The sequence below is a fragment of the Segatella sp. genome, from assembly GCF_977051555.1.
In genome coordinates, this window is record NZ_CDRSSE010000038.1 from 1 (window position 1) to 25408 (window position 25408).

The 25408-nt window shown below is 45.3% G+C and carries 15 protein-coding genes; 6 read left to right on the plus strand and 9 right to left on the minus strand.

Annotation, left to right across the window (positions count from 1 at the left end; all coding sequences use genetic code 11):
• From ACWJAO_RS09590 to ACWJAO_RS09600, 3 genes are all read right to left on the minus strand, one after another.
• Positions 1 to 1117, minus strand: a 1117-nt coding sequence (locus tag ACWJAO_RS09590; RefSeq protein ID WP_449140093.1) for a carboxypeptidase-like regulatory domain-containing protein, incomplete at its 3' end; no start/stop codon positions are given.
• Positions 1118 to 1547: 430 nt separating this feature from the next.
• A complete protein-coding gene (locus ACWJAO_RS09595) occupies positions 1548 to 3008 on the minus strand; it encodes a sensor histidine kinase (protein ID WP_287587301.1) in 1461 nt (486 codons plus the stop codon).
• A 5-nt stretch (positions 3009 to 3013) separates the two neighbouring features.
• Entirely contained in the window at positions 3014 to 3709 is a 696-nt protein-coding gene (locus ACWJAO_RS09600) for a response regulator (RefSeq protein ID WP_144151198.1), read from the minus strand.
• A gap of 246 nt (positions 3710 to 3955) precedes the next feature.
• On the opposite strand from ACWJAO_RS09600, the gene ACWJAO_RS09605 reads away from it, so the two are divergent.
• Positions 3956 to 4210, plus strand: coding sequence for a helix-turn-helix domain-containing protein (locus ACWJAO_RS09605; protein ID WP_287829715.1), 255 nt, complete (start codon positions 3956 to 3958; stop codon positions 4208 to 4210).
• A 52-nt stretch (positions 4211 to 4262) separates the two neighbouring features.
• On the opposite strand, the gene ACWJAO_RS09610 is transcribed toward ACWJAO_RS09605, so the two are convergent.
• Both ACWJAO_RS09610 and ACWJAO_RS09615 read right to left on the minus strand, forming a co-directional pair.
• Positions 4263 to 5474 (minus strand): NADP-dependent isocitrate dehydrogenase, encoded by a 1212-nt coding sequence (locus tag ACWJAO_RS09610; protein ID WP_117693399.1) that lies wholly within the window; start codon positions 5472 to 5474, stop codon positions 4263 to 4265.
• 281 nt (positions 5475 to 5755) lie between these two features.
• Entirely contained in the window at positions 5756 to 6610 is an 855-nt protein-coding gene (locus ACWJAO_RS09615; RefSeq protein WP_144151194.1) for an OmpA/MotB family protein, read from the minus strand.
• 437 nt (positions 6611 to 7047) lie between these two features.
• On the opposite strand from ACWJAO_RS09615, the gene purL reads away from it, so the two are divergent.
• The 4 genes from purL (at position 7048) to ACWJAO_RS09635 (ending at position 14692) form a co-directional block, all read left to right on the plus strand.
• Positions 7048 to 10773, plus strand: coding sequence for a phosphoribosylformylglycinamidine synthase (purL, locus tag ACWJAO_RS09620; RefSeq protein ID WP_449140094.1), 3726 nt, complete (start codon positions 7048 to 7050; stop codon positions 10771 to 10773).
• A 72-nt stretch (positions 10774 to 10845) separates the two neighbouring features.
• Entirely contained in the window at positions 10846 to 11385 is a 540-nt protein-coding gene (locus ACWJAO_RS09625) for a chromate transporter (protein WP_449140095.1), read from the plus strand.
• A gap of 89 nt (positions 11386 to 11474) precedes the next feature.
• Positions 11475 to 12047: a chromate transporter gene (locus ACWJAO_RS09630; protein WP_337536299.1), complete on the plus strand. Its 573-nt coding sequence runs from the start codon at positions 11475 to 11477 to the stop codon at positions 12045 to 12047.
• A 203-nt stretch (positions 12048 to 12250) separates the two neighbouring features.
• On the plus strand, positions 12251 to 14692 hold the full coding sequence (locus tag ACWJAO_RS09635; RefSeq protein WP_449140096.1) for an alpha-L-arabinofuranosidase C-terminal domain-containing protein: 2442 nt from the start codon (positions 12251 to 12253) through the stop codon (positions 14690 to 14692).
• Between the two features lie 143 nt (positions 14693 to 14835).
• Here ACWJAO_RS09635 and ACWJAO_RS09640 read toward each other — a convergent pair whose 3' ends face one another.
• Entirely contained in the window at positions 14836 to 16140 is a 1305-nt protein-coding gene (locus ACWJAO_RS09640; protein WP_022121461.1) for an NCS2 family permease, read from the minus strand.
• A 262-nt stretch (positions 16141 to 16402) separates the two neighbouring features.
• Between ACWJAO_RS09640 and ACWJAO_RS09645 the strand changes: the two genes are divergently transcribed.
• On the plus strand, positions 16403 to 17968 hold the full coding sequence (locus tag ACWJAO_RS09645; protein WP_449140097.1) for an AAA family ATPase: 1566 nt from the start codon (positions 16403 to 16405) through the stop codon (positions 17966 to 17968).
• 1740 nt (positions 17969 to 19708) lie between these two features.
• Here ACWJAO_RS09645 and ACWJAO_RS09650 read toward each other — a convergent pair.
• The 3 genes from ACWJAO_RS09650 to ACWJAO_RS09660 form a co-directional block, all read right to left on the minus strand.
• On the minus strand, positions 19709 to 20680 hold the full coding sequence (locus tag ACWJAO_RS09650) for a family 43 glycosylhydrolase (protein WP_449140104.1): 972 nt from the start codon (positions 20678 to 20680) through the stop codon (positions 19709 to 19711).
• Between the two features lie 103 nt (positions 20681 to 20783).
• Positions 20784 to 23468: a lipocalin-like domain-containing protein gene (locus ACWJAO_RS09655; protein ID WP_449140098.1), complete on the minus strand. Its 2685-nt coding sequence runs from the start codon at positions 23466 to 23468 to the stop codon at positions 20784 to 20786.
• 100 nt (positions 23469 to 23568) lie between these two features.
• On the minus strand, positions 23569 to 25398 hold the full coding sequence (locus tag ACWJAO_RS09660; RefSeq protein WP_449140099.1) for a RagB/SusD family nutrient uptake outer membrane protein: 1830 nt from the start codon (positions 25396 to 25398) through the stop codon (positions 23569 to 23571).
• Between the last annotated feature and the right edge of the window lie 10 nt (positions 25399 to 25408).

Sequence of the window (25408 nt, forward strand, 5' to 3'; positions counted from 1 at the left end):
ACTGAGCCTTATCGGTACCAGTAGACATGCTGACGGAATGATTCTGGGAGATACTATTACTGAAGAGTAAGTCAAACCAGTCGGTATTTTGGTATTCAGCCTTCTGGAGATAGCTATTCATCGCCTCTTCAGTATTAGGCAATCCAAAAGTTCCCGTCTTCGAATCATATGTATTCATCAGGTGATACATCTTGCCAAAGACACCACTGTTAGAAGCACGATAACTCTTTTCAAAAGAGAAATAACCATCGTTGTACATCTCACGATATACACCCATCTGATCCTGAGAATTCATGATATTGAAATTGCGGTAGCTTGGCTTCAAACGCATGGTGAATTCACCAGTATAGTTGATACGGTTTGTACCAGCTTTACCTTTCTTGGTTGTAACAACGATGACACCAGCCATGGCACGTGCACCATAAATAGAGGTAGCAGAACCATCCTTCAAAATCTGGAAACTTTCAATATCATCAGCATTCAGACCTGCTATGGCTGAAGATATAAGGGTCTCAGCGTTACCAGAAGACAAATCATCAGCATCAACCTCAGTTACGTCCTCCATGATAACACCATCTACCACCCAAAGAGGTTTTGAGCTACCATAAATTGAAGTAGCGCCACGCACACGAATCTTTGGAGCTGTACCGAAAGTACCTGAGACGTTCTGCACAGACACACCGGCCGCTTTACCTTCCAAGGCACGACTGATGTCTGCGACACCATCCAACTTTGTCTTGTCGCCAGAAATTTTTGTAGTAGCACCAGTAAACAAACGCTTATCCATCTTCTGCATACCCGTTACAACCACCTCGCCCAAGCTCTTGCTATCTGCCTTCAGGCGGATAGTCATCTTGGCGGCTGGAGTCAAGGTCTGGCTCTGCATACCGACGTAGCTAACTACAAGTTTCTTACCAGCAGGTACCTCCAAAGAGAAGTGACCGTCAATATCGGTGACGGTACCTGTACGTGCCGCTCCAGCGACTACGACAGATGCACCAATGACAGGTTCACCATCTTCCTGAGAAACTACGGTACCTGTTACTTTCGTTTGAGCCAATACCCCCCCCACAAAAAGGAAGAGATTGACTAACAAGAAAAGCAATCTTTTTTCCATAAAATCTTCTCTAAATAATTAAACAACTCTTATAACTTTATATATTTTTTTCTCTTCTTACATTTTTTAAGCCTCTCTCGTTGCTTTACGGGTGCAAAGGTAAGAAAAAGTATTGAATTATTGCAAACTTTATCGATATTTTTATAGAAAAAAGGTAGTTTTTCTTGATTTTTATCAACATTTAGAAATATAATCTACATTTTTAGCAGAAAAAGGTCGAAAATAAGAGATTTAAGCAAAGTTTACGAAAAGAAAACAAAAATGTTCTAAAAGACAAGAAAGGCAAGATTTCTGTAGAACTCCATCCAAAAGTTTCTCAGAAACCTTGCCTTTCTTTACCTATTATTTACTACTTAAGTATCTTTATCAGCCACCCTGAGTATTTTTATTTACCGCTTAAGTTCTTTCTCCGTTATCCAGAACAACATTTTTATTTCTTAAGCGTAAATTCAAACTTCAATCCGCCTTCTAGCTGATTGCTTACCCGAATGGTACCGCCATGCAGGAGAACGGCATTCTTGACGATAGCAAGACCCAAACCGGTGCCACCCATCTTGCGGCTGCGTCCCTTATCTACCCGATAGAAACGCTCGAAAAGACGGGGGAGATGCTCGGCAGGAACTCCCTGACCGTTATCACAGAAGATGAAATGCCACTTGTTGCCCTGCTCCTTGGCACTCAACGTTATCTTACGCCCTTCGCCGGCATAAGCTATGGCATTGTCGGTAAGATTGCGGAACACACTATAGAGCAGACTGCGGTTACCCTTCACAATAATATGCTGGTCGGGAAGAAGATTCTCGAAAGTCATCTTGTGCGACTCTCTTTCCAGCGCCGTCTCACGGGCTATTTCACTCACCATCTGCGTAATGTCTACCGCCTCGAAATCTATCATATCCGAACCGTCATCCAACCGGTTCAGGGTAGAGATGTCGCGGAGCAGAGAGGTGAGACGCTCGCTCTGGGCATAACAGCGCTGCAGAAACTGCGACTTCATCTCTTCGTTGATATGCGGATTGTCGAGTATCGTTTCCAGATAACCCTGAATACTTGCTACAGGAGTCTTCAATTCGTGAGCGATATTCTGGGTAAGCTGACGCTTCAGTACATCCTGTTCACGTCGGGTGGTCTGTATGCGCTTATACATCTTGATGATGCGCTCAGCAATCTCGCCCAACTCATCGTTAGGGAACTTGGCGAGATCTTCCACCTCCAGACTCTCGTTATGGTCTGCCTTATAAGCAAAAATGCTCAGTTTGGAAACATTCTTAGCCAGACGGTTCGTAAAACGGTAGAGCACGATGGTAAGCAGAATGACGGCTACAATGGCAAACCAGATGAAATGCTGGTCAGCCTGCAGCGATTTTGCCAAATCATTATTATAAGGTAGTGCCGTACGGATGATGAGCTTGCTTTCCGGAAAATAAGAAGCCACATAGAAATAATCATGCTTCAGGGTTTTAGACTGTCGCTCCACGCTTGAGCCTATCCTGTTTTTCAAGGCCTCTGCTATTTCCTCACGCTTGGCATGGTTGGCAAAATGATCATAGTCGGAACTCATGTTGTCATAAATCACCTTACCGTTCGGGCGCACCAGCGTAACACGAAGATCCTTGCTTTCATGTTCGCGTACAAAAGCCTGCAACTTCTCATGAGCTACAGTCACATCCCTATTGTGGATGCTATCCTGCAGAATAATTCCTTCACCAGGAGAGAGCGCCAGATCTTCTGCCAGCAGTTCATTATAATTTTCCAGCTTGATAGTAAGCGTACCTATTTTATACTGCTTCTCACGTGCCTGCTGGAACACGATAAAACTGACGGCAAACACAAGGAACACCGCCAGTACACTGAAGTACAACTTTCTACCTACACTATTTAACTTAAACATTTTAATTACGCATCAAAATAATAACCGAATCCCAGACGGGTAACAATGCACTTGGCAAACTTACCAATCTTCTTTCTCATACGGGTGATGTTGACATCCACCGTGCGGTCGAGTACCATCACATCCTTAGGCCATACCCGGTCGATAAGTTCCTGACGGGAGAAGACCTTGCCACGCTCTTCGAGGAAAAGACGCAGGAGTTCGAACTCGGTCTTGGTGAAAGGGATAGCCTCACCATCAATGCTCACCGTCTTCTTGTCCAGATTCAACTGCAGTCCCTGATAGTTGATGGTCTTCGGTTCATCAGCATCGCCAGCCTGTTCAGCGGTACGGCGCAAGACGGCACGCACTCTGACCATCACCTCTCGTATAGAGAAAGGTTTCGAGATATAATCATCGGCACCAATATTGAATCCTGTCACCGTATCGTTTTCCGTATCTCGGGCTGTAAGGAAGATAATCGGAACATTGGCTGTCATCGGATTGCCCTTCAACTGCTTAGCCAGCTGGAAACCGCTCATTCCTCCCATCATGACGTCCAGTAGCAGCAGGTCGAACGAAGCGATGTTCATCTCCAAAGCCTCTTCTGCAGAATTGGCAGTCTCTACCTCATATCCTTCTGTTTCGAGATTGAATTTCAGAATCTCACACAAGTCTTGCTCATCATCAACAACAAGTATTCTTTTCATATTCTCTTCCATATTTCATGTTATTTAAAATACCGCTGCAAAATTACGATTTTTCTTTCGTAATAAGCGTTACATTTAGTTACAATTTCATGACATTTAGTTCTTTAGAGAAAAAAAATATAAAAAAACGGGGATTTTATTACACATTTTAACTTAGTGTTCCAAATTCGCTACATGTTTCTTTGCTAGTTAGAAACAGAAATGCTATTTTTGCACCCGATATAACTATAAGTGAGCATATAACACAACTGAAAGAGTATGAAAGATAAAGTAAATGCAATTCCCTCAATCGGTGAAATCATCAAAGAGGAATTAAACAAGCAAGGCAAGACCACAGTATGGCTTGCTGAAAAACTAGGCTGCCATCGTACTAATATATATAAGGTATACGGCAGAGCCACTATAGATACGGGTATGCTTTACCATATCTGTCAGTTGCTGAACATTGATTTGTTTAAGGTTTATTCAGACGCTTTGCGTAAACGCAAGAAAAAGAATCTAGATTTAAACTAAAAATAACTAAAACAATAAGACCTGAGGTGAATCACCCCAGGTCTTATTGTTTTTATGCCAATCGCTTTTCCAGACGTTCGCGGATGGCAGCGATAAAGCCGGCAGAGTTTACAGCCTTAGCCTCAACACCTTCCATCAGGTTTACGAGATCCTTGGTAGCGATACCGTCGTTCAATGTATCGAAACATGCAGCCTCAAGCTGGTCGCCAAAGTTCTGAAGTTCCTTGATGCCATCCAGTTCGCCACGCTTTCTCAACGCACCGCTCCATGCAAAGATGGTAGCCATTGGGTTGGTAGATGTATCTTCACCCTTCAGGTAGCGATAGTAGTGACGGGTCACAGTACCATGAGCTGCCTCATACTCATACTTGCCGTCAGGAGAAACCAATACGGAAGTCATCATCGCCAGAGAACCGAAAGCTGTACTGAGCATATCACTCATCACATCACCGTCATAGTTCTTGCAAGCCCAGATAAAGCCGCCCTTGCTGCGGATAACACGAGCCACTGCATCATCAATCAATGTATAGAAATACTCGATACCGAGTTCTGCAAACTTCTCTTTATAGTCGCTCTCATATACTTCCTCAAAGATCTTGCGGAACTGGGCATCATAAGTCTTAGAGATAGTATCCTTGGTAGCAAACCAGAGATCCTGCTTGGTATCAATGGCAAACTTGAAGCAGCTGTGAGCAAAGCTGCGGATACTCTTATCAGTATTGTGCATGCCCTGGATAACGCCAGCACCATCGAAAGAATGAATCTCTATCTCCTGCTTCTTGCCGCTCTTACCCTCGAACACGAGTTTGGCTGTACCTGGCTCATCAGCACGAAGTTCCACGCTCTTGTATACATCGCCGTAAGCATGACGGGCGATGGTAATAGGCTTCTCCCAGTTCTTTACACAAGGGTGGATGCTCGGGATGGTGATAGGAGCACGGAACACGGTACCGTCCATGATGCTACGGATAGTTCCATTAGGGCTCTTCCACATTTTGTGGAGTTTATACTCGTCCATACGTTGTGCATTAGGAGTGATAGTAGCACACTTCACAGCCACACCATATTTCTTAGCCGCCTCGGCAGAGTCGATGGTTACCTGGTCGTTGGTTTGGTCGCGATAAGGCAGACCGAGATCATAATACTCAGACTTCAAATCAACGAAAGGAAGAATGAGTTCATCCTTAATCATCTTCCAGAGAATTCTTGTCATCTCATCACCGTCCATCTCTACCAATGGAGTTGTCATCTTAATCTTTTCCATAACACAATATAATGTATAATTAATAATTTACAATGTACAATGATCAGGGCAGCCAAGTGTACCCTTGATATTTTGCCTGCAAAATTAATAAAAATAATTAGGAAAAGAAAGGAAATTAAGAATATTTCTAGCAAAATGACAACAAAAAGTACTTTTTCACGGCTTTAAAACATAAAACTTGTATATTTATACCGAAAAAGGCATCAATAAGTCTTTAACAACTCATTGATGCCTCTATCTATTTACTTTTTTACCTTTTTACCCTTTTACTTTTTTACCTTTTATTTCTCCTCTGGAGCCTTGTCGATCAAGTCCATGAACTGGTCGAGCTTAGGAGTGATGATAATCTGAGTGCGGCGGTTGCGCTGCTTGCCTACCTCAGTATCGTTAGTTGTTACAGGGTTGTACTCACCACGGCCACCAGCTGTAAGACGCTTAGGATTTACACCGAAGTGATCCTGCAAGTACTGAACAACAGAAGCTGCACGGAGAGCAGAGAGGTCCCAGTTGTTGCGGATATTCTTCATCTTGGCACTTGTCGTGCTTACTGGTACGTTATCGGTATTACCCTCTACGAGCACATCGTAATCCTTATAGTCTGTGATGATCTTAGCAATCTTGCTCAATGTTTCCTGAGCACGGCTGTTCACCTCATAGCTACCACTCTGATAGAGCATATTGTCAGCCAGAGAAATGTAAACTACGCCCTTCAGAACCTGAACATCAACCTCCTTCATCTCTTCCTTGCTCAAAGAGCGGGTCAGGTTGTTGGTAAGAACCATGTTGAGCGAATCGCTCTTGCTCTTTACCTCAACCAGGTGACGGATATACTGGTTACTCTCGTTGATCTGGTCAACGAGTTTCTCAATGCTCACGTTGTTCTGGCTTGCATTGTTCAAACTCTTGTCAAGTGAACTCTGCAACTTAGCGTAATCGCTCTTTGCAGTAGCAAGCTGCTCCTGGGCTGCTGCCAGACTAGCCTCTGTAGCTGCCAGTTTTTCCTTGGTAGCCTGATAGTTGCTTGACAATTCCTTATTCTCATTCTGGCAATTCTGAAGATCCTTCTTACTTGCACAGCTTGTAGCCATCAGAGCTACAGCCATCATTGCCATTACCATTAACTTTGTCTGTTTCATATTCTTACTAATTTAAATTTTCTTGTTATTATTGATTATAGTATATCTTAACGTCGCTTTCTACCTTCTATTATATTAGAGTTCTCCCGGCTTTCATCCGTTATCCGGAAGTACCTGCATTTTAGGGCATCCAGAAGCTGATTCACTTCTTTCACTTGCAAAGTTACAGATAAGACTCGAATAAACAACATTTGTCAAACGCATTTAGACATTTTTAACCTCTAAATCTTTATTTATCACCTTTTTAACCAAAAAAGGCAACAGAAAGCACTTTTCTGATAGCTAAACCGTCAAATGTAGCCTCTCAAGGTAAGAATAGCTCAAATCTCAACAAAAAAAACATAAAAAACAGTGTTTTATTTTGTAGTGTCTTGAAATTGCACTATCTTTGCACTCGAAAAGAAATAAATACATTAATAATATAAAAGAAAGCAAGTATGATTCTTTTTTTTAGAACTCCATCTAAGAGTGTGATTGCGACCGAGATTGACCACAAACCATCTCAGGACGAAATCAATGAACTTTGTTGGCTTTATGGTGACGCGACTTTAGAAGACGCCCAGCAGTTGCAGGGCTTCTATGTCGGTCCACGCCGTGAAATGATTACTCCTTGGAGTACGAATGCCGTTGAGATTACTCAGAACATGAGTCTTAACGGCATTTCGCGTATCGAGGAGTACTTCCCTGTAGATAGCGAAGACGCTGAGCACGACCCTATGCTCCAGCGTATGTACAACGGTATCGGACAGGATGTGTTCACCGTGAACCACCAGCCAGAACCTATCAAGTACGTCGACGACCTCGAGAAGTATAACGAGGAAGAGGGTCTTGCCCTCAGCGAGGACGAAATGGCTTATCTCCACAAGTTGGAGAAAGAGAACGGACGTCCTCTCACCGACAGCGAAATCTTCGGTTTCGCACAGATCAACTCAGAGCACTGCCGCCACAAGATTTTCGGCGGCCAGTTTATCATCGACGGTAAGGAGATGGAGTCTTCTCTCTTCAGCATGATCAAGAAGACCACCAACGAGAATCCTAACAAGATTCTCTCTGCCTATAAGGATAATGTGGCTTTCTCACAGGGTCCTGTTATCGAGCAGTTTGCTCCAGCCGATCAGACTACCAGCGATTTCTTCCAGGTGAAGGATATCGAGAGTGTTATCTCTCTGAAGGCTGAGACTCACAACTTCCCTACTACCGTAGAGCCTTTCAATGGTGCTGCTACCGGTACGGGTGGTGAAATCCGCGACCGTATGGGTGGTGGTGTTGGTTCATGGCCTATCGCAGGTACCGCCTGCTACATGACTGCTTATCCTCGCTTGAAGGATGACAACGGCAAGAGCGATGCAGAGCGCGACTGGGAAGATATCATGCCAGTACGTAAGTGGCTCTATCAGACTCCAGAGCAGATTCTGATCAAGGCTTCCAACGGTGCATCAGACTTCGGTAACAAGTTCGGTCAGCCTCTCATCACTGGTTCTGTGCTTACATTCGAGCACGAGGAGAATGGTGAGAAGTATGCATACGATAAGGTAATCATGCTTGCTGGTGGTGTAGGCTACGGCAAGAAGCGTGACTACAAGAAGGGTGAGCCACAGAAGGGCAACAAGGTTGTCGTAGTAGGTGGTGATAACTATCGCATCGGTCTTGGTGGTGGTTCTGTTTCTTCTGTAGATACAGGCCGTTACAGCAACGGTATCGAGTTGAACGCTGTTCAGCGTGCCAACCCTGAGATGCAGAAGCGTGCCTACAACCTGGTTCGTGCACTCGTAGAAAACGATGAGAACCCAGTAGTCAGCATCCACGACCACGGTTCAGCTGGTCACTTGAACTGTCTCTCTGAGTTGGTAGAAGAGTGCGGTGGCGAAATCGATATGTCTAAGTTGCCTATCGGCGACAAGACTTTGAGCGCCAAGGAAATCATCGCCAACGAGAGTCAGGAGCGCATGGGCTTGCTCATCGACGAGAAGTATATCAGCGAGGTTCAGAAGATTGCCGACCGTGAGCGTGCTCCAATGTACGTGGTTGGTGAGACTACAGGCGATGCTCACTTCAGCTTCAAGCAGGCTGACGGCGTGAAGCCATTCGACCTCGATGTAGCTCAGATGTTCGGTCATACTCCTAAGACTGTGATGGTAGATGAGACCGTAGAGCGTAAATATGAAGATGTAACTTATTCTGCAGATAACCTCGACGAGTACTTGCAGCGTGTTCTCCAGATGGAGGCTGTGGCTTGTAAGGACTGGTTGACCAACAAGGTGGACCGTTCCGTAACAGGTAAGATTGCCCGTCAGCAGGGTCAGGGTCAGATTCAGTTGCCACTTTCTGACTGTGGTGTCGTAGCACTCGACTACCGTGGCGAGAAGGGTATCGTAACAGCAATGGGTCATGCTCCTCAGGCAGGTCTTGCTGATCCTAAGGCAGGTTCTGTACTCTCTGTAGCAGAGTCATTAACCAATATTATCTGGGCTCCATTGGCAGATGGCATGGACAGCATCAGCCTCTCTGCTAACTGGATGTGGCCTTGCCGCAGTCAGAAGGGTGAGGATGCCCGTCTGTACGAAGGTGTGAAGGCATTGTCAGACTTCTGCTGCGCCATCCACGTAAACGTACCAACAGGTAAGGACTCGCTCTCATTGACCCAGCAGTATCCTAATGGCGAGAAGATCATCGCTCCAGGTACCGTAATCGTAAGTGCAGGTGGTGAGGTTTCAGATGTTAAGAAGGTGGTTAGCCCAGTTCTCGTTAACGCCAAGAACTCTAGCCTCTACCATATCGACTTCAGCTTCGATGAGCAGCGCCTTGGTGGTTCTGCCTTCGCTCAGAGTCTGGGCAAGGTGGGCAGCGATGTTCCTACCGTAAAGAACCCAGAGTACTTCGTTGACTGCTTCAACGCTGTACAGGAACTCATCAACCGTGGTTGGGTAATGGCTGGTCACGATATCAGTGCCGGTGGTTTGATTACAACTCTCCTCGAGATGACATTCGCCAACGTAGAGGGTGGTATGAAGATCAACCTCCACGACATCGCAGATGCCGACATCGTCAAGACTCTCTTCGCAGAGAACCCAGGTGTTGTTATCCAGGTAAGCGATGCTCACAAGGACGAGTTGAAGGCATTCTTCGATGAGAACGGTATCGGTTATGCCAAGATTGGTTATCCAGCTCCTGAGCTCCGCAAGATCATCATCAAGAAGGAAGGCTTCGAGCACGAGTTTGATATCGATGCATTGCGTGACGACTGGTATAAGACATCTTACCTCCTCGACCGCAAGCAGAGCATGAACGGTATGGCCAAGAAGCGTTACACCAATTATAAGAAGCAGCCTATCGAGATGAACTTCGGTTACGGCTTCAAGGGAACTCTCTCTAGCTATGGTCTCGACGCTAACCGTCGCACTCCATCTGGCATCAAGGCAGCTATCATCCGTGAGAAGGGTACCAATGGTGAGCGTGAGATGGCATACTCTATGTATCTCGCCGGCTTCGATGTAAAGGATGTAATGATGACCGACTTGATTTCTGGTCGTGAGACTCTGGAGGATGTGAACTTCATCGTATTCTGTGGTGGTTTCTCTAACTCCGACGTTCTCGGTTCTGCCAAGGGTTGGGCTGGTGCATTCCTCTACAATCCTAAGGCTAAAGAGGCACTCGATAAGTTCTATGCACGTGAGGATACCCTTTCACTCGGTATCTGTAACGGTTGCCAGTTGATGGTTGAGTTGAACCTCATCAATCCAGAGCACAAGCATCGTTCACACCTCTGCCACAACACATCCAAGAAGTTCGAGAGTACATTCCTCGGTTTGACCATTCCTCAGAACGACAGTGTGATGTTCGGTAGCTTGAGCGGTGATAAGCTCGGTATCTGGGTAGCTCACGGCGAGGGTCGTTTCTACTTGCCAGAGCCAGAGGATCACTACAACATCATTGCTAAGTACAACTACGCTGAGTATCCAGGTAATCCTAACGGCAGTGACTACAATGTAGCAGGTATCTGCTCTGCAGATGGTCGCCACTTGGCTATGATGCCACACTTGGAGCGTGCCATCTTCCCATGGCAGAACGCCTGGTATCCAGCTGACCGCCGCAACGACGAGGTAACTCCTTGGATTGAGGCATTTGTCAATGCACGTCAGTGGATTGAAGAGCGAGTAAAGTAATAGTTAAAAGTTAATAGTTTATAGTTGAAAGCAAGATTGCCGTAAACTATAAACTATAAATTATAAACTATAATGAAGTATATTTCATTATTTAAGACATTTTTGAAGATTGGCATAGTCACCTTTGGGGGTGGCTATGCCATGATTCCTATTATAGAATCCGAAGTCGTCGACAAAAATCATTGGATGACGAAGGAGGAATTTCTGGATGCCATCGCTACCACCCAGGTTTGTCCTGGCGCCTTGGCCATCAACATGAGTTCCCTGCTCGGATATAAGTTGGCAAAGACACCGGGAGCCATCGTCTGCACCCTCGGCGCTTCGTTGCCATCGTTCCTTATTATCTTGGCGATAGCCATGTTTTTTCATCAGTTTGAAGACAACAAGGTTGTTGCTGCCATGTTTGCGGGCATCCGTCCTGCCGTCGTGGCATTGATAGCCGTACCAACATTCTCGCTTGCCAAGAGTGCCGGTATTTCGCTTGTCAACTGCTGGATCCCTATTCTATCCGCCCTTCTGATTTGGCTTTTGGGCGTCAACCCAATCTGGGTAATCATCGCAGCTGCCGCAGGTGGCTACATCTATGGACAGTTTATCCAGCCAACAGAGTAAGATTAGTTAAAAGTTTATAGTTAATAGTTTATAGGGGCTACGCCTTATTGTAGGAATACCCTATTAACTTTACACATTATTATACATATATGATATTTCTTCAGCTTTTCATCGTATTCCTTCAGATAGGCATCTTCGGATTCGGAGGTGGTTACTCTATGATTTCCTTGATTCAGGGACAGGTAGTTACGCAGTATCATTGGATGACGATGCAAGAGTTTACCGATGTGGTTGCCATCTCTCAGATGACACCGGGACCTATCGGTATCAACACCGCCACCTATTGTGGCTATACAGCCGTCCATAATGCCGGCATGAGTGGTATGATGGCTGTACTCGGAAGTGCCATGGCAACCTTCGCCCTGGTTCTCCCATCCTTGGTTTTGATGATTCTTATCAGCAAGATGCTATACAAGTATATGAACACCTCAGCCGTCCAGAGCATCTTCATCGGTCTTCGTCCTGCCATCGTCGGCTTGGTAGGAGCCGCAGCCCTGCTTCTGATGAATGGCGAGAACTTCTCTACGCCAGCCAATCCCTGGCATTTCTACATCTCCATCGCCCTCTTCTTCGCCACCTTTATCGGTGTGAAGGTAATGAAGATCAATCCTATCCGCATGATACTCTATTCAGCTTTTGCGGGATTGGTTTTATTATATTAAAACCGATTTTATTTACCAACAATAAACAAAAGGTGGATTTTCAGCAGAAAATCCACCTTTTACACTATATTCTCCGTTTTGTCCACCTCTTCTTTGTGCTTTTTGTGTACTTTTGCAACTGTGTATTAATAGCGGCATGAATTCAGGCTTTGCTTGGTTTCATGCCAACCCAACAAGTAAACAAACAAACCTAAGAATAAGAAATGAATAAGAAAAGACAGATTTTACTTTCAGCAGTGTTGGCTTCTGCTTTGGCAGCCAACGCACAGGTTACCATCAATGTAGATGCCTCTAACCCAGGTATCAAGGTATCTCCTAACCTCTATGGTATCTTCTTCGAGGATATCAACCATGCTGCCGACGGCGGTCTCTATGCCGAACTCATCAGCAACCGCTCCTTCGAGGATGATGACAAGAATATTCCTACCTGGAAGACTGCGGCTCAGGAAGGTGCTAAGATCAATGCACAACTCATCAATAAGGGTTTGCTCAACAATGCACAGGGCAAGGCACTCCAATTGACTATCGCAGCCAAACCTGCAGCTACAGCCTCTCTCATCAACGAAGGCTTCTGGGGAATCAACGCCGTGCAGGGCAGAACCTACAAACTCTCTTTCTGGGCTAAGGGTAGCTACAAGGGCGGATTGAAGGCTCGCCTCACCAACGCCAAGGGAGATAAGGTTTATGCAGAAACCGCACTCAATGCCAAGGTTGGCAAGAAGTGGACAAAATATACAGCTGAGTTGACTGCCAACGGAAACGATGCCAAGGCTCAGTTCGAACTCGTTGCCGACGGCAAGGGTACCATCGTTCTCGATGTGGTAAGCCTCTTCCCTCCTACTTTCAAGAATCGCGAGAATGGCTTGCGCCCTGACCTGGCTCAGCTTCTCTATAATATCCATCCTAAGTTCGTCCGTTTCCCTGGCGGTTGCTACGTAGAAGGACAGGAATCTCCTGAGAATGCATTCCACTGGGAGAAGACCATCGGACCTATCGAGGAGCGTCCGGGACATAAGAACGTAAACTGGCGTTATCGCACCAGCGATGGTATGGGATTCGATGAGTATCTGCAGCTTGCCGAGGATTTGAACGCCAAGCCTCTCTATGTTGTGAATGTTGGTTTGTGGCACGGCGGTATGACTCCGGTAGACAGCATCCAGCCTTGGATTGACGAGTGCATGAATGCCCTGGAGTATGCTAATGGTCCTGTTACCTCTAAATATGGTGCGCTCCGTGCCAAGAATGGTCATCCGGAGCCATACAACATCGAATATCTGGAGATTGGTAATGAGAACAACCAGCCGGATCCTGCGGCTCAGAGCGACCACTACTACGAGCGCTTCAAGAAGTTCAAGGATGCCGTATTGAAGAAATATCCTAAGATGCACCTCATCGGTAACGTGGTGGCTTGGGGCGATGACAATCCTAAGTGGGAAAGCAACGAAAGCGTAGAACTCCTCGATGAGCACTACTACAGAAATCCAGCCTGGTTTGCCGAGAACTTCAACAAGTATGACAACTACGACCGCAAGGGCAGCGAGATTTATGTAGGTGAATATGCCGTAACACAGGGCTTCGGCAATATGGGCTCGCTCGATGCAGCGCTCGGTGAAGCTGTCTATATGATGGGCATCGAGAACAATTCAGATATCGTGACCATGGCATCCTACGCTCCTATCTTCGCCAACCTCAACAACCGTATGTGGGCACCGGATATGATTCAGTATACATCAGATAAGGTATTCGGAACTCCATCTTACTACGTTCAGAACGTGATGGCGAACAACATCGGTACCCGTGTACTGAAGGTGAACCAGGAGAATCCATACAAGTATGAGCAGACCCAGGTGAAGCCAGCTATCTGCCGTGTGGGTATGGGAACTTGGGGCACCCAGGTATCTTTCGAAGACAAGGGCTACAGCGATGAGAACGGCAAGGCGCTGCCGATGACCTTGCAGGAACTGCCTACCGACATCCACGGACAGTGGAAGACTGAGGGCAGCCTCATCAAGCAGACCAGCAACGAGGAGAGCTGCATCCGTCTGAATCCGGGCGAGATTACCAGCAACGGCTATATATATAAGGTACGCGCAAAGAAGGATGCAGGAAACGAGGGTTTCCTCATCATCTTCAACTACGTAGATAAGAACAACTACTGCTGGTTGAACCTCGGTGGCTGGAACAATACCCAGCACGGCGTGGAGTCTATCGTGAATGGTGCGAAGAGCCAGATTGCAACCTGCCCAGGCAAGGTAGAGACCGGCAAATGGTATGATATCGAGCTGAAGGTAGTGGGCGACAGCATCTTCGCCAAGTTGGATGGCAAGGAGATATTCGCCACCAAGTTGAAGGCAAACACCCTTCCTGGTATCTTCTCTACAGCTACACTCGATGAACAGACGGGCGAGGTAATCCTGAAAATTGCCAACACCAGCACCGAGCACACCACAGCGAAGATCAATCTTCAGGGCAAGGAGATCAAGGCTGGCAAGCTCATCCGCCTTTCTGCCAAGAACGGTCTGGAGGAGAATACCATCGACAATCCTACCAACATCTATCCTGTAGAAAACTACGTAACTACAGAGAAGAACGGTGCAACGGTAGAGATTCCAGCCAGCTCGCTGAATATCATCCGTTTGAAATAACAGACTACATCCAGGGCAGGATGCCCTGGGATTCACATATAAGTAATAACATTTTGAATAGTTGATAAGAAAGTTAGTTAGAAAAGAGAAGGCGGCAACCTGCGTGATGCAGATTGCCGCCTCGTTTTTTATCTGTCGTTTAATTAACCGAAAACATAATTGAAGAGCAGGAAGATGCTCAGGATATAGAGCGTAGGATTCAAGTCCTTGAACTTGCCCACCATCATCTTGATCAATACATAGCTCAGAATACCAAGGCAGATGCCATCAGCAATACTATAGCAGAGCACCATCGTAATCATCGTGATAAAGGCAGGGAATGACTCAGAGATATCCTCCAACTCAATCTTCTTGAACGAATCAATCATCAATACACCCACCATTACCAAGGCACCACTGGTGGCAGCACTCGGAATCAAGAGGAAGATTGGAGCCAGAAAGATGCTCAGGATAAACATCAAGCCCACAAAGAAAGATGTCAAGCCCGACTTTCCACCCTCGGCAACGCCCGAAGCACTCTCCACATAAGTGGTAATGGTAGAGCTACCCAGCAATGCACCGGCTGTAGTACCAATGGCATCACTCATCATCGCCTCCTTCACGCCCGGAATCTCGCCCTTCTCATTCTCCTTGACACCGAGCTTGGAAACCAATCCCAGAACCGTGCCGATGGTATCGAAAATGTTGACAAGCAACAGGGAGAAAACCACCATAAACATCTTAGGAGTAAAGAAGCCGGTGAAATCAAACTGGCAGAAGATAGGAGCAATGCTGTGAGGGGTAGATACCGGCATCCAGTTGTCAGAGAACTGGGTTACTCCCATCGGAATACCTATCAATGTAGAGATGATGATAGCGATAAACAAAGAGCCCTTCACTCTTCTCGCCATCAGACAGCCACAGAGCAGGATGCTGATGAGACCCAGGATGCTGACCGGTGTAAACTTGCCGAGCTGCACGAAAGTATCCGCATTGGCAGTAATGATGCCCGCATTCTTCAAACCGATAAAGGCGATAAACATACCGATACCGGCAGAAATGGCGAATCGGAGGTTCTTCGGAATACACTCCAATATCTTATCACGGATATTAAGGAAGGTGATGGCAAGGAAGATGATACCCTCTACGAGCAATACTGCCAAAGCCTGCTGCCAGGTCAAGCCCATCGCCTGACAAAGGGTGAAGGCGAAGAAAGCATTCAGTCCCATGCTGGGAGCCTGGGCAAAAGGCAACTTTGCCATGAAAGCCAGCAGGAAGGTGGCGATGGCAGAAGCGATAGCTGTGGCAGTAAACAGAGCGCCCTTGTCCATGCCTGTTGTTGCGAGAATAGTAGGGTTTACAGCCAGAATGTAACACATGGTCAGGAAGGTAGTCATACCAGCAATCAACTCCGTCTTGACCGTAGTAGTCTTTGGGTCGAAGCCCAATAATGCTTTTAATTTATTCATTGTTTATATTACGATTATATATTTCTCTTCCCCCTTTCCACAACCCAATCCCGTTGTTTTTTCAGGGCGAACAAAGATAAGAAAAAATAATGAGGAATGCCTTATTTTACAAGTTTTTAACTCATCAGAACGCCTTATTTTACACGTTTCGGGGTATTCAGAACGCCTTATTTAACAAAACATTTTATTTTTAACTATTATGCTTGGCTAATTCGGATTTTCTTTGTAACTTAGCAGCGCAAAACGTAAAGCATGTAGGAATATGGCAAAAATAGTAAATAAATATCCTGTAGGAATGCAGACTTTTGAAGAAATTCGCGAGAAAGGTTATCTCTATATAGATAAAACCAAATACATTGTGGATTTCAGAGTAAAGGGTATGAAATATGTCTTTCTGAGTCGTCCAAGACGATTCGGCAAGTCACTCTTTGCCTCTACCCTTCAGGCTTATTTCGAGGGAAGAAAGGAACTTTTCGAGGGATTGGCTATTGCTGATTACGAGAAGGAATGGGTGAAGCATCCTGTATTCCATTTCGATTTAAGCGGTGCCAAGCATTTTGATGCAGATGCCTTGAACAATTATCTGAATCTGCAGCTTTTGCCCTACGAAGAGATTTATGGTAAAGGAGAAGATGAAATCCGTCCTAATGAAAGACTGGATGGACTCGTGAAGCGTGCTTACAAGCAGACGGGCGAAAAGGCAGTAGTCATCATCGATGAATATGATGCCCCATTGCTGGATGTGGTGCATGAAAAGGAGAACCTGCAACCGCTCCGCCGCATTATGCAGAACTTCTACAGTCCTCTGAAAAAGCTCGACCCATACCTGGAGTTCACCTTCATCACAGGTATCACCAAGTTCTCGCAGCTCAGCATCTTCAGCGAACTCAACAACCTCGACAATATCAGCATGTTTGACCAGTACTCCGCCATCTGCGGTATCAGCAAAACAGAGCTGACCACGCAGATGAAACCGGATATTGAGGCGCTGGGCGAAGACCTTGACATGACGTATGAGGAGTGCCTGGCAGAGCTGACAAGATTCTACGATGGTTATCATTTCAGTAAGAAATCAGAAGATGTTTTCAATCCGTTCAGTCTGGTAAAGGCACTGAATGCACGGGATATTGCTCCTTACTGGTTTGGCTCGGGTACTCCGACTTATCTCATCAAGACATTGCAGAAGTATCATGTCAACGTGATGGATATAGAGAAGAAGTCATGCGATGTGGATGACTTTGACGTTTCACCGGAAATGATGACTTCAGCACTTCCGTTGCTCTATCAGAGTGGCTATCTCACCATCAAGAAATATAACCCGATGCTGCATCGCTATACTTTGGAATACCCTAACAGAGAGGTAAAGATAGGCATGCTCAAGAGTCTTGCCCCCAACTATCTCTCGCCAATATCGCTGGATAACAACAGTCTGGTAGGTGATTTCCTGGAAAAGCTCTATGATACAGATGTAGAGGGAGCGATGGTTCGTCTGCAGGCTTATCTTGCCAGCATTTCCAACCGATTGAGCAACAAGAACGAGCGTGATTTTCAGACGGTATTCTATCTTATTTTCAACCTGATGGGTGCCCATATGAGGGTAGAGGAGGATAGTGCAATCGGCAGGGCTGATGCCGTAGTGTATATGCCGGATGCCGTATTTGTTTTCGAATTGAAGTATGATGGTTCTGCCGAGGAAGCAATCAGACAAATAGATGAAAAGGGCTATCTTATTCCTTATACAGCCGATAGCAAGCGTCTTTTTAAAATAGGCGTAAATTACGACAGCACCCAACGCACTATCAGCGATTGGAAGATTAAGGAAGAATAAAGAAAAAATCCGAAACAGAAGCTTACCAAGTTATCTGTTTCGGATTTTTTTGATGCTTATATATTTAGGATGAGCCGAGGTTTTCAAACCATCTTGATTTGTTAAAAAAAATAAGTCTTAGTTTTCTCCCCCACAACTCATGGTTTCTTTCATCATAACTCATAGGTTTCGGCACCATAATCCATGGTTTTCAAGCAAAAAAGGGGCTAAAAAAACAAACGGACAAATTGTATTTGTCCGGACAAATTGTCCGCCGCTTTGTAAATCACTCATTTTTAACAACTTACAAGCCGCCGGACAAAAGAGCCGGACAAATTCAATTTGTCCGTGTTTTAAAAATCGAGGCTATTCCAACGTAAACCATTACTACAAAGTATAGTTTTAGAACCAGACAAACTCATTATATAAACAAATCATCTAGTGTTACTGAAGCCTTGAATATATCAGAATATTCATTACTCACCAGTTCTGAATTTCCCACATACGTAAGGAGGAATGTCTTGGTAACAATGAGCAATTTACGGAAATTAGAACTTTTTGCGTTAAATTGCATGCTTGAAAGCAGATTTCCAAGAAAAAGTTTGGAGATTCCGACAAAAAAGCGTTTTTTTGCAGCAATAAATCCCACCACGCCTCTCAACGATGCGTACCACGGTGGGACTTCGCTTTTTATATGGGTATATGAACTACGACAAACAACCGATAAATATAGATGAACAATTACCGAATCGTCTTCCTCTTCATTGGATTACTCCAAGTCAAAAGCCAATCAAGTTGTACCATCAGCTATGCACCTTATTATATTTGGAGCAAACGATTACACCTTGCATGGACTTGAAAAGTTCTCTGCTCAAACTTTTCGCAGAATACCCTAATGTAGATTTACATGCCATGGGATTTCCTCAAGGTTGGAAAAACGAACCATTATGGAGACAGTAGGCGTGAATTCGGAAATAGCGAAAGAAAATAGCGTTTATTTCGCTACGAAACCGTTTTTTTATCGTTCGTAGCGGAATAAACGCCATTTTAACTCAGTTTTAACACTTCAGTTCTATACTCAGTATTTACAGCCTACTTGATTAGTTAACAAACCTAAGACGTTCTAGTTTGGACTTTGCTTGAATATCAAGAAGTTGGGCGTTTGCCTATATAATATAGGTAACATTCTGGAAATGAGCAAACTTAATTTAGAACTTTTTGCGTTAATTTTTCTATCTTATAAACAGATTTCTCTGAAAATATTTGGAGAATTCAAATTAAAAGCGTATCTTTGCAGCACTAGAATCCGCCACGCTTCTCATAGAACAGCGTACCAGGGCGGAACTTTTTGTTTATATGCGTATGGAATATACAAACCCACCACTTGGTACAGCAACGCTTTTAGCCAATCTCCAAAATGAAGGATTTGCTGTTTGCTGTATTGGCTAAATGCCATTGATTCACAAAATGAGTTATGTGCAAACTTCAAGGACTTACTATCACGGTATCCAGAAGTTGACACGAATGCCATGGGATTTCCTCAAGGTTGGGAAAACGAACCATTATGGAGACAGTAGGCGTGAATTCGGAAATGGCGAAAGAAAATAGCGTTTATTTCGCTACGAAACCAATTTTTTTGCCGTTCGTAGCGGAATAAACGCTATTTTAACTCAGTTTTAACATTTCAGCAGTATACTTCTTGAAAGGCTTACAAACGTAAGAATGAAGCAACATACCAAAAAGATATTTTACAAATGTTTTTTATTCCAGCGTCAGCCACCCATCTTCCGTCCAGTTGATTTTCTTCTGAACCAGGATGCTGGCACCATTCTTGGCTACGCTGTAACCATGACAGAAGAAGTAATCGCCATCAGGGAAAGAGTAGGCTGAGCAATGGCCCATCGCCTCATATTCCTTCTTGTCACCTTCCAGAATCAACGTGCCACCACCATTGCGCATATCCTTGCCAGCCTTATCCAGATAAGGGCCGGCAACCTTCTTGCTTCTGCCCACGGCAACACGATAGTTGCTCTTGATGCCACGGCAGCAGTAATCCCAGCTCACGAAGAGATAGTAATAACCACCATGCTTCATGATGAATGGAGCCTCGATGGCGTTGGTGCCGGCAAACTTAGAAGTAGGATTCGGTTCTGCTGATGCATCGCCCACGGCATGACGGCGGGCGATGGTCTGAGGCTTGGTGCCCTTCTTCACATGCATCGTCTTCTTATCCAACTTAATCATCTGGATACCATCCCAGAAAGAGCCCCAGGTAAGCCATGGATTTCCCTTCTCATCAACGATGAAATTCGGGTCGATGGCATTCCAGTTGTCTCTATTACCCTTGGAGGCAACGAGGCAGCCCTCATCCTTCCATCCATTCTTATCAGATAAGGAAGTATTGCTCAACAAGCCGATGGCAGAAGTATTCTTGCCAAAGGTAGAACAGGAATAAGCCAGATACCACTTGTTCTTGAAACGGATAACATCCGGAGCCCAGATATGCGTGGTAAACCCCGGCACACTATCATGCGTCCATGCCGGAATCTCGCTGTTCTTGAGCACGCCCTGAGGAGTGATAGTCCAATGTTTGCGGTCGGTGGAAGTCATCTGCGTGATGCCATGACCCGTACAATAGAGATAGTACTTGCCATTCTCATACGCCATCACAGGGTCGTGGACAAAAGGAGTATCTACCACGATCGGTTCCTGCGGAGCATTCTGTGCCATCATCTGGCAACCTCCTTTTACAACAGGAGCAGCAATCATCATTGCTGCTCCCAATAGTATTTTAGAAATCTTCATATAATTACACCTTATTATATATATAAGAGAATTACTTGTTCACAAATTTCTTTCCGTTTACAATCACTACACCCTTGTAGCTCTTGCCTACCTGCTGACCGGAGAGGTTGAACCACTTGCCATCATTCTTCTTCTGGATGATGATAGGGTTCGAGATGCCTGTAGAAAGGCTTGAGCCGTCGATGTAAGAGTTCTCACCTGTAAAGAACACGTTAATCTCAGATGGCTTATCTGTAATAGTCTTTGTATATGAATAATGATATACCTTATTGTCCGTTGTGGTAATCACAGCAGTCATCTTGAATGCGCCTGTAGCTGCATATTCCACGGTCATATCTACCAAAGAACCATTCATATCTTTCGCAAATGTGTCCCAGTTGTAATCACTAACACATCCTGCGTTGCTCCAGGCAATATTTTCAAAGTTGTCATTGCGTAACATCACATACTCCTTATAGCCAACAGCGCCATGAGCTACGTTAGAAACACCCAATACCCAACTCTTGTAAAACTCTGCACCTACAGTATAGTTATAGAACTTGAACTGCGCCTTATTACCAGCCTTTACAGTATAATCCTGACTCAGGTTGGTGGCATAGGCATTCGTTGTATTCTTCTGTGCAGAAACAGGATAGTAAACCGGAGTCGTTTCTTCAGCCTCAGCATCGATATTCAGAGTATAATCCTTAGTATATTCATAACCATCCTTGCTGATAGTCATGGTCATAGTGACCTTACCCTTGCCTTTTACTACGCCCTCATCGGTCAGAATAGAAGGATTGCTTGACTTCCACGAAATGGTAGCACCGAGATAACCCTCTGTTGGGAGCTTTGGCTTTGAATTCAAAGTAGCACCATCTGTAAATGGAACACTAATCTTATCCAATGTATATTTGATAGCCGCCTTGGCATCAGCCTTACTTCCCCAGATACTCAAACCGCGAGTCTGCAAACTGGCACCACCTGATGTAGCCAATCCGTCAGAAGAACTGAGGGCTGTAAAGCAGAGCGCCTTGATATTGGTATAATCGATGGTCTGCTCGGTAAGCACACCCTTGAACTTCACCTCAGCATTGGCTGTAGCAACACCCTTCAAGGTAAGATTGATGTAGCTTGTACCGCTCACCAGTTCCCATTTACCGGTATACTTGCCCGAAATAGAACCATCTGCATTGAGATGGATGGTAACAGGCTTCTCATAATCCATTGCTGCCGTATTCTGACGGTAAGGATGAGCTATTATCTGATAATCGCCCGCTACCACTGTTGCATCATAGAGCTGCTGAGTGGCAATATCATTATCAGTATAAGTCTCGCCACTAAACTCGTAAGGAGCAGCAACCAGCCAACCGTCCTGGTTAACGAAGAGTTGATGTACACGAACCTCATGCTCCTCACTTCTGTTCATGAAGCGGGTATGGTAAACGATGAGGGCACGTCCCTTATGGTCTACGATGGCAGAGTTATGTCCCTGAGCCAGTTCGGCATTAGGCATGGTTTCCCACTGGTAGTTACCGAAGAGTTTCACACCCTCATCGCGCTTGGCATCAACACCGAAGTTGAGAATATACTTGTCATACATGGCATCAATGCCCGTAGAAGTCAGACAGTCCTTATAAGGTCCGTCAGGTTTCTCTGAGCGGAAAACACGAATCTGATAGCCACCGGCAGCCGTCAAACCGCCATAACTCATAAAGAGATAATAATACTTGCCCACCTTCTGGATATAACTAGCCTCGCCGGAAACATAATATCCACCTGCAATCTTCTTGCCGAAATAAGGGTCGCTGGTACAATTGGCATTGGCAGCACCCGGAGTAGCAGTCTTACCGCTTATCTGATAAGGGAAAGTATAGGTATAGTCACGAAGACCATTGGTCTTATCGAGTCTGATCATGAAGATACCACCCGACCATGAGCCGTAACTCATCCAGAGATTATCATCATCATCATAGAACACACATGGATCGATACAGTTTGGCCAGAAAGAGCCCCAGCTGTCACCCGTCTGATAGCGGGCAGGCAGAGAGTTTTCCCCTGTAGCAACAGCCAGGTCGGTATGCTTCCAATCATCCGCTGCAGCATATGAGTTGTGAGTGTATGTACCCTGGAAACCGGAGAATACTACTGGTCCCTGATAAGTCCAAGGTCCTTCGATGTTGTCTGAAACAAAGCATACGATAGAAGAGCACCATTTGTCTCCATTCAGACTCATATACATGCACCATTTCTTCATGGTTTTGTTATATACGATGTCTGGTGCCCACTGGTTGCCTGCCACATTATATCCCTTATACTGCCATCCATGAGCATCGAAGTTGCCGAAAGCAACCTCCTCGCCCTTATAGTTCTTCACCTTTTTGATGACGTGAGTGGTGTAAGCATCTTTAAAATTAATCAGTTTTCCATCCACATCAGCAAAAAGACTGTTGCTAGTTCCGGCATTCTCCTCACCCGTTTTGAAGGTGTTCCATATCTGATAGTTGCCCGTAGCATAAGTCTTGGCTCTGCCGAGATGCGAACCATAGATATAATATTTAGGATTGGTAGTGGAACCAGTTACATCCATCACGATAGAAGGGTCGTGCACAGCGATGCGCCCTGTTATCGTCTGGGTAGCGTATGCATTTGCCAGATCGTTATCGCCAACAGCCGTCTGAGCCATAGCTCCGTTTATCGCCATCAGACTCATGACAGAAAGTAATAACTTCTTCATACGATTTCAAGTTTAAGATATGATTTTTTTAAACAAGGAAGGTCTATGGTGTTTTCGCCATAGACCTCACCTAAATTATAATAATGTATATTGACAAAGATTACTTGCCGGTTGTTTCACCCTCAGTAGTCTCGCCACCTTCAGTGGTGTCGTCCTTCTTAGGAGCATCAGAGAGTTTCCAACCTGCATTCTGTTCTAAGTTAGGATTCTTCTTGTAAGTGTCGTCAGGCACTGGGAAGTAATAATTCTTAGGAGAAGAGAACGCACGGGTAGGATGGGTATTATCGTTGCGATAAGTATATACCTGACTCTTGTCTGGAGTTACAACAACGCTATAGATGTTGTAAACCTGCTTGTAGCGTGGCTCACTCTTCTCTGTAGCAGCACTCTTGCCTTCAAACAACTTCCAGCGGCGTTCGTCGAAGAAACGGTGATCCTCGAAAGCCAGCTCGATGCGACGCTCATTGCGGATACGCTCACGAAGCTGTTCCTTGGTCATACTCTTGTAAGCAGGCATACCCACACGGGCACGAACCTGGTTTACATAGTCGTAGGCAGCATCTGGACCCTTTGCCTCGTTCAATGCCTCTGCAGCATTGAGCAGAATCTCAGCATAGCGGAAGATAGGGCATGCTGTGATATAAGTGGTAGGGTTTTTGAAACTCATATTGTGAACGAACTTCTTAGAGTAGTAACCGGTTGAGGTACCACCATGAATAGTCTCGTAGTCCTTACCGCCAACAGAAACATCAATGGCACGCTCCTCATCCTGGCTCTTGTCTCCCCAGATGCTTCCCTGATGGAAGATGGTCTGCTCCAAACGTGGGTCACGGTTCTTGTAAGGATCCTGGTCATTGTAAGAAGGATCCTGGTCGATAGGAAGACCATTGATGGTCTCGTAAGAATCAACCAGATTCTGTGTAGGGTTTACACGACCGCTAGAGTTCACATTACCAGAGAAACCACAAGGAGTGTTGAACATCTCAATCTCACGTGTATTCCACTCACTGCGGCTGAGGATATACTCAGGATTCAAGTGAGGAGTACTAGTGAAGCACTCGTAGTAGTTCTTGTTAGGGTTGTTATCGTCTGTTATGTAGAGACGGTAAGGATTGGCAGAACTCTTATTGGCATTGATGAAAGCAAGGGCTGCATCAGCAGCTTCCTGCCACCAGGTAACATCATTTGTAGGATTGTTGAGTGCAGAAGCACGATAGAGCAATGCTCTTGACTTCAAGGCATAGACAGCAGCACCATTGATACGTCCCCAGTTCTCATTTTCATTGCTGTAACGGAATGGGAGCGCACCGCTTTGGATGATGGCATCGCATTCATCAGCTACCCATTTCAATGCTTCAGGAGCTGGAGTACGGGTGATAGAAGCAGCCTCTGCATTATCCAACACATGATTCTCGATAGGCACTGCACCGAAATAGCCAATCATATCGAAATGAAGGATGGCACGAATGAAACGCGCCTCTGCCTTGTAACGGTCGCAGAGTTTATTGTCGTCACCGCTTTTCTCAGCATTTCCGATGACGCTCTCACGTGCCTTTGAAATAAAGTCGTTGCAGACACGGATACCCTTCAGATCGTTGCTCCAATAATTCTCAGCAAACCAGTGGTTCTTTGCATCGTATGAATCGTTCAACACACTGTGATAGTAATGCACATTCCATTTAGAGAGGGCATTATCGGTCATACAGTCACGAGAAGCAGCACGGAACTGACCATCGGTATATCCCGCAAAGGCATCAGGCAAATAGCTATAGGCATTTGCTAAGACACCACGGGTACGGTCGTAGTTGCTGTAGATGTTCTCGTCGGTATAAGTCAAGTCGACTTCCTTATCGAGAATGTCGCTGCAGGAGGTCATACCTCCTACAGTCAGCATCGCCAACGATATATTTACTAATAAAAGCTTTTTCATAATTCTTTTT